Here is a 6,576-nt window from a genome sequence, read left to right as displayed (position 1 = left end):
CGGCACCTGGTCCATCGGCCTGTACGGCGGCAAGCTGATCAAGGACAACCTGCTGGACATCGTCCCGCATGCCTTCGAAGGCAAGATCACCGGCCAGAACACCGTCATCGAGGGCGTGCTGGTGCGGCGCAGCCTGCAGGACTTCGGCTGGATGAAAAGCTGGAGCGACTGGGGCGGCATCCCGGTGTTCAACGGCCTTGAATTCGGCGCCTTCCACCATCACGGCGGGCTGGACACCGACGAGCTGATCGCCGCCTGGCGCGTCGGTGCCACCGGCGCCAGCTTCGGCGGGCTGAACATCGACCTGGCCGGCAGCTTTGGCGTTTCACACGCTTTTGGCGGCGAGCCCTACGACAACCCGGACCACCACAAGAGCAGTGACAACTACGCGACGCTGTTCTACATGGCGCCCGAAGTGGTGCTGCACCACGACGCCCTGCCCGGCTGGCAACTGGGCTTTCGCATCCACCATCGCTCCGGCATCTATGGTCTGGTCGCGCCGTCCAAGGTGGGCTCGAACCATGTCGGCATGTACCTGATGCGGGACTTCTGAGCCAGGCCTGCCCGGCGGGACGACCGGGCGATCACGCCATCAGGCGTCGATCGCCCTTCCCGCCAACCCGCTCCACCATCTCCGCGGCGAACTGCACAAAGGCCTGAGCGCCACGCGAGGCGGGGTCGAACACCACGCCCGGCAAGCCATAGCTGGGGGCTTCGGCCAGGCGGACGTTGCGAGGGATCACGCTGTCGAACACCTTGTCGCCGAAGTGCGTCTTCAGCTGCTCGCTGACCTGGGTCTGTAGCGTGATGCGCGGATCGAACATCACCCGCAGCAAACCGATCAGTTCCAGGTCGCGGTTCAGGTTGGCATGCACCTGCTTGATGGTATTGACCAGGTCAGTCAGCCCCTCCAGCGCAAAGTATTCGCACTGCATCGGCACGATCACGCCGTGTGCGCTGCACAGGCCGTTGAGGGTCAGCAGGCTCAGCGACGGCGGGCAGTCGATGAGCACGAAGTCATAGTCCGCAGCCGCGGCCTTCAGCGCGCCCCGCAGGCGCTCGTTGCGCCGCTCCAGCGCCACCAGCTCGACCTCGGCCCCGGCCAGTTCGCGGTTGGCGCCCAGCACGTCATAACCGGCCTTCTCGGCCCGGACCTTCGCCTCGGCAACGGTGGCCGTCTCCAGCAACACGTCATAGACATTGGTCTCCAGCGTGCGCTTGTCCACGCCCGAACCCATGGTCGCATTGCCTTGCGGATCGAGGTCCACCAGCAGCACGCGCTGGCCCACCTTGGCCAGGCCGGCGGCAAGGTTCACGCAGGTGGTCGTCTTGCCGACGCCGCCTTTTTGGTTGGCAATGCAGAAGATGCGGGACATGGACAGACAGTTGGCAACCGGGCCGGGCACCCGGCGAAGCGGGCATTGTCACCTGCGCAGAGCAGCTCCCGGTGGGCGAGGCCGTGGCTGCACGCGAAACGCCACAAGCTCGCTGAGTTTTGCCATCGAACTGCGCAGCGCGCCTTGCAGCTCGCAGCCCCACGCCTGTGGACAGACTTGTGGAAATGTCTTGTACAGCCGGTGGGTGACCTGGGGGCTGTAAGTTGAAAAAGTACCGAATTCGTGTGGACAAGCCTGTGGGCAGAATGCTGACAAGGCTGGGATGGACCTGGGGATGACCTGGGGACCCAGCTGTTGGCGGACGGCAGATCAGCGCGGCACCAGCCAGACCAGGCAGCGCTCGGCCGCCAGGCCCGGCACCTGCAGGGGCTGCACGCGCTGGATCACCACGTCCGCCGGCACCTCGGCCTGCTCGGCATCCTGCAGCTTGGCCTTCATCGCCACCCATTGGCCGCCGGGCGCCAGGCGCGCCCGGCTCAACGTCACGAAGTCCACCAACGAGGCAAACGCGCGCGAGGTGATCAGCTCAAACGGCGGCTCGGTCATCGCCTCCACGCGCTGGTGCGTGGCGTTGAGATTGGCCAGCCCCAGCTCCGCGCCCACTTGCCGGATGAAGCCGGCCTTCTTGGCAACGGTGTCCACGCAGGTGACCGACCAGGTCGGCCGGCAGATCGCCAGCACCACGCCGGGCAGCCCTGCCCCGCTGCCCACGTCCAGCAGCCGCCATGGCGCTGCATCGGCCGGTCGCTGCCCGGCGGCCGCATCCAGTGGACCCACCAGCGCCAGGCAGTCCAGCAGATGCTGGCTGAGCATTTCCCGCGGATCGCGGATGGCCGTCAGGTTGTAGACCTTGTTCCAGCGCGAGATCAGGTCCAGGTAGGCCAGCAACTGGGTCGGTGCCTGCGGCGGCAGCGTCAGGTGCAGCGCCTGCAGGCCGGCGTCCAGTGCGGACGAAAGAGGATGGGAGCTCATGCAGCGAAGGCAGCTTTTTGATGTGAAAACATGGCGCAAGATTTCAAGCTGCAGCCGGCGCGTCGTCCGGCAAGGCAAAACTGCTCAGGCGCTTCTTCTTCAAGTGGACCAGCAGCAGCGAGATGGCCGCAGGCGTCACGCCCGAGATGCGCGCCGCCTGGCCCAGGGTCTCGGGCCGATGGCGGGTGAGCTTCTGGCGCACCTCGTAGCTCAACGCGGTGACCTGGCCATAGTCCAGCTCGGCCGGCAGCCTCAGCGTTTCGTAGGCCTGGGCGCGGCCAACTTCCTCGACCTGCTTGTCAATGTAGCCGGCGTACTTGGTGGCAATCTCGATTTGCTCGATCACCGCATCCGCCAGTTCGGCGCCTAATTCGACTCGCAAGGTTTCACGTGAAACACCCGCCTCGGGCCGTGCCGTCGCGGCAATGCTGACGACGGTGTCGTAGTTCACCCCCGGCCGGCGCAACAAGTCTGTCAGGCTGTATTCGTGCTCGAGCGCCTTGCCCAGCACCGCCTCGGCATCGACCGCCGGGAAGTTGCGGGGATGCACCCAGGTCGCCTTGAGCCGCTCTGTTTCACGTGAAACAGCGTCGCGCTTGCGGTTGAACTGATCCCAGCGGGCATCGTCCACCAGCCCGATTTCGCGGCCCAGCTCGGTCAGGCGCGCATCGGCGTTGTCTTCCCGCAGCTGCAGCCGGAACTCGGCGCGGCTGGTGAACATGCGGTACGGCTCTGTCACGCCCTTGGTGATCAGGTCGTCAGCCAGCACGCCCAGGTAAGCCTGGTCGCGCCGCAGCGTCACCGGCGCCTTGCCCTGCACCTGCAGCGCGGCCTGCATGCCGGCGTACAAGCCTTGCGCCGCCGCCTCTTCGTAGCCCGTCGTGCCGTTGATCTGGCCGGCGAAGAACAGGCCGTTGACCTGCTTGGTCTCGAAGGTGGCGCGCAGCTCGCGCGGGTCGAAATAGTCGTATTCGATGGCGTAGCCCGGCCGCAGGATGTGGGCGTTTTCCAGGCCAAGCATCGAGCGCACGGCCGCCAGTTGCACGTCGAACGGCAGCGAGGTGGACACACCGTTCGGGTAGAACTCGTGCGTGGTCAGACCTTCTGGTTCCAGGAAGATCTGGTGCGCGTCCTTGTCGGCAAAGCGGTTGACCTTGTCTTCGATGCTGGGGCAATAGCGCGGCCCCACGCCTTCGATCATCCCGGTGAACATGGGGCTGCGGTCGAAGCCGCTGCGAATGATCTCGTGCGTGCGTGCGTTGGTGTGCGTGACCCAGCACGGCACCTGGCGCGGGTGCATGCGGGTGCTGCCCATGAAGCTGAACACCGGCACCGGTTCCAGGTCACCGGGCTGCTCGGCCAGCTTGGAGAAGTCGATGCTGCGCCCGTCCAGCCGCGGCGGCGTGCCGGTCTTCAGCCGGCCCTGAGGCAGCTTCAGTTCCTTCAAACGGGCCGACAGGCTGATCGCCGGCGGATCGCCCGCACGGCCGCCAGCGTGGTTCTGCAGGCCCACGTGAATCTTGCCGTCCAGGAAGGTGCCGGCGGTGAGCACCACCGCCCTGCCCCGGAAGCGAATGCCGACCTGCGTCACCGCCCCGACCACGTGATCGCCCTCCAGCATCAGGTCATCCACCGCCTGCTGGAACAGCGTCAGCCTGGGCTGGTTTTCCAGTTTGTGGCGGATCGCCGCCTTGTACAGCACCCGGTCCGCCTGGGCGCGGGTCGCGCGCACGGCCGGGCCCTTGCTGCCGTTCAGGATCCGGAACTGAATGCCGGCTTCATCGGTGGCCAGCGCCATCGCGCCGCCCAGTGCATCCACTTCCTTGACGAGATGGCCTTTGCCTATGCCGCCGATCGACGGGTTGCAGCTCATCTGCCCCAGCGTCTCGATGTTGTGCGTCAGCAGCAGCGTGTCGCAGCCCATTCGGGCAGCCGCCAGCGCGGCTTCGGTGCCGGCATGGCCGCCACCGACGACGATGACATCAAATTCTTTGGGATACAGCACGGCGTGCTCCTGGAAAGCGCAGGCGGCGTGGGCGCAAGCCCGCGCGACGCCGGTTGCGCAAATGGTGCGCAAGTTGGACAGGCCGACGGTTCGGCCAACCCTTGATTTTAGGGAATGCCGGCACATCCGTCACGCTGGCAGGGTCGCCGCCGAAGCCGCCAAAGCCGCACGTGGCAGCGCCCTGGTTTCACGTGAAACAATGCCGCGATGGAGTGCCGCCCCCATTGCGCAGCCTGCTGCATCGCCCCGTCCATCTCCAGCGCCATCCCCGGCATGCCGCAAGGCAAACCGGCAGGAGAGCGCTGCGTACAGTTGGACGACCAGGGCCGCTGCCAACTGTTTGGTGACCCCCGCCGGCCTTCGGTCTGCGGCTCGCTGCAACCGTCGCCCGACATGTGCGGCGAGCACCGCGAACACGCAATGTTGTGGATCGGACAGCTGGAGCGGCTCACACGCCCGGCGCACACCCCCTCGGGCTGAAGCCGAACTCAGGCCTCCTGGCCGCCGCCCACGCCACCCACCGTGCGCAGCGTCTGCACCACCCTGCCCGCCTGCAACACGATCACCCGCTGCGCGCTGGCAATCGTCTCGGGCCGGTGGGCCACGATGATGCGCGTCAGCTGCAGCTGCTGCACCGCGCGGTTGACCAGACGCTCTCGGTCAACGTCCAGCGCGCTGGTGGCCTCGTCCAGCAGCAGGATGCGCGGCCGTTTGTACAGCGCGCGGGCCAGCAGCACACGCTGCTTCTGCCCGCCCGAGAGCGTCGTGCCCATGTCGCCGACCAGCGTGGCGTAGCCCATCGGCATCGCCGCGATGTCTTCGTGCACCGAGGCCAGCCTGGCGCATTCGACGACCCACAGCGGGTCGGCATCCGGCGCGAAAAATGCAATGTTGTCGGCAATCGAGCCGGCGAACAGCGGCTCGTCCTGCATCACGGTCCCGATCAGCGAGCGCCAGCGCTGGCGGCCTATGCGCGCCATCGGCAGGCCATCGATCAGCACCTCGCCGGCCTGCGCCTCGTGAATGCCCAGCAACAGCTTCAGCAACGTCGTTTTGCCACAGCCGGACGGTCCGACGATGGCCACCGACTCGCCGGCCGCGATCTCGAAGCTCAGGCCACTCAGCACCTCGGGTTCGGTGTCTGAATAACGGAAATGCAGGCCCTGCACCGTGAGCCGCCCGGTGATGGTCGGCAGGTTGCCTCGCTGGCCAGGCAAGGCCGCCTCCGGGGGGGTGAGCACGATGTCGGCCAGGCGCTCGCCCTGCAGCCGCAACAGCCGCAGCTCACCCGCCTTGTCGACCAGTGCGCTGGCGCGGGTCGCAAACTGCTCCTGGTAGGCCAGGAACGCGAACAGCATGCCGGCGCTGAACTGCTGGTCCAGCACTGCCAGTGCACCCAGCCAGATCACGGCCACGCGCTCCAGCCCGAAGATCAGCCGCTGGCCCACCGACATCACCAGCTCGTGCCGGCGCAGCGCCAGCGCGGCATTCATCGAATCGACCACCAGGTTCATGAAGCGCGACTGGCGGCCCGCCTCGCCGTTGAACAGCTTGATCGCGCCGACGCCGCGCAGCGACTCCAGGAAGTGGCTGGCCTTCTTCGCCTCGTGCACCAGCGCCTCTTCAGAAGCCTCGCGCATCGCGCCGTCCAGGCTCCAGCGCAGCAGCGTGTACAGCAGCACCGCGCCAATCGCCACGGCCGCCAGCAATGGGCTGTACAGCCCCATCAACGCCAGCGTCAACAGCACCATCAGCCCGTCGATCAGGGCCTCGGCGAACTTGGTGCTCAAAGTGTCCTGGATCTGCTGCACCGCGCTGAAGCGGGACCAGATGTCGCCGGTGTGGCGGCGCTCGAACCAGTCCATTGGCAAACGCAGCAGGTGGGCAAACACATTGCCCAGCCACTGGAACTTCAGCATCGCCGACAGGTGCAGCACCGCCCACGAGCGCGCTGCCGCCGTCAGCACCTGCAGCAGCACCAGGCCGGCAAAGCCCAGGCCCAGCGTGGTCAGCAGGTCGCGCTCGCCACTGACCAGCACGCCGTCCACCACCCACTGCAGGAAAAACGGCGTCAGCAGCAGCCACAGCTCCAGCGCCACCGCCAACAGCAGCACCTGGCCCAATGCGCGCTTGAGCCCGCTGACGCGGCCCAGCAGCTGGCGCCAGCGCAGTGGCCGCCGAGCCTCGCCCACGTGAAACCCG

At 66.9% G+C, this 6,576-nt stretch carries 6 protein-coding genes; 2 read left to right on the top strand and 4 right to left on the bottom strand.

The features are described from left to right. A partial coding sequence (locus FKP22_RS32165; RefSeq protein WP_170200940.1) for a hypothetical protein occupies positions 1-553 on the top strand: 553 nt, incomplete at its 5' end. 31 nt (positions 554-584) lie between these two features. Here FKP22_RS32165 and FKP22_RS17255 read toward each other — a convergent pair. From FKP22_RS17255 to mnmG, 3 genes are all read right to left on the bottom strand, one after another. Further along, the gene (locus FKP22_RS17255; protein ID WP_141288726.1) at positions 585-1,376 is read right to left on the bottom strand and encodes a ParA family protein; all 792 of its coding nucleotides are present in this window, start codon (positions 1,374-1,376) and stop codon (positions 585-587) included. A gap of 330 nt (positions 1,377-1,706) precedes the next feature. Next, the gene (rsmG, locus tag FKP22_RS17250; RefSeq protein ID WP_141288724.1) at positions 1,707-2,369 is read right to left on the bottom strand and encodes a 16S rRNA (guanine(527)-N(7))-methyltransferase RsmG; all 663 of its coding nucleotides are present in this window, start codon (positions 2,367-2,369) and stop codon (positions 1,707-1,709) included. A 43-nt stretch (positions 2,370-2,412) separates the two neighbouring features. Beyond that, positions 2,413-4,374: a tRNA uridine-5-carboxymethylaminomethyl(34) synthesis enzyme MnmG gene (mnmG, locus tag FKP22_RS17245; RefSeq protein WP_141288722.1), complete on the bottom strand. Its 1,962-nt coding sequence runs from the start codon at positions 4,372-4,374 to the stop codon at positions 2,413-2,415. Positions 4,375-4,581: 207 nt separating this feature from the next. Here mnmG and FKP22_RS17240 point away from each other — a divergent pair, with 207 nt between their 5' ends. Then, positions 4,582-4,854 (top strand): YkgJ family cysteine cluster protein, encoded by a 273-nt coding sequence (locus tag FKP22_RS17240; RefSeq protein ID WP_141288720.1) that lies wholly within the window; start codon positions 4,582-4,584, stop codon positions 4,852-4,854. Positions 4,855-4,862: 8 nt separating this feature from the next. Here the strand turns inward: FKP22_RS17240 and FKP22_RS17235 are convergent. Beyond that, positions 4,863-6,576, bottom strand: a 1,714-nt coding sequence (locus FKP22_RS17235; RefSeq protein ID WP_141288718.1) for a peptidase domain-containing ABC transporter, incomplete at its 5' end; no start/stop codon positions are given.

The organism is Ideonella azotifigens (assembly GCF_006519715.1).
GTDB classification, from domain to species: domain Bacteria; phylum Pseudomonadota; class Gammaproteobacteria; order Burkholderiales; family Burkholderiaceae_C; genus Ideonella; species Ideonella azotifigens.
The sequence above is the reverse complement of the archived record's forward strand: the minus strand, read 5'-3'. Positions and strand labels throughout refer to the sequence as shown.

Coding starts and splice junctions, on each gene's coding strand:
- FKP22_RS17240 (WP_141288720.1), top strand. CDS start 4,582: ATGGAGTGCCGCCCCCATTGCGCAGCCTGCTGCATCGCCCCGTCCATC.
- rsmG (WP_141288724.1), bottom strand. CDS start 2,369: ATGAGCTCCCATCCTCTTTCGTCCGCACTGGACGCCGGCCTGCAGGCG.
- FKP22_RS17255 (WP_141288726.1), bottom strand. CDS start 1,376: ATGTCCCGCATCTTCTGCATTGCCAACCAAAAAGGCGGCGTCGGCAAG.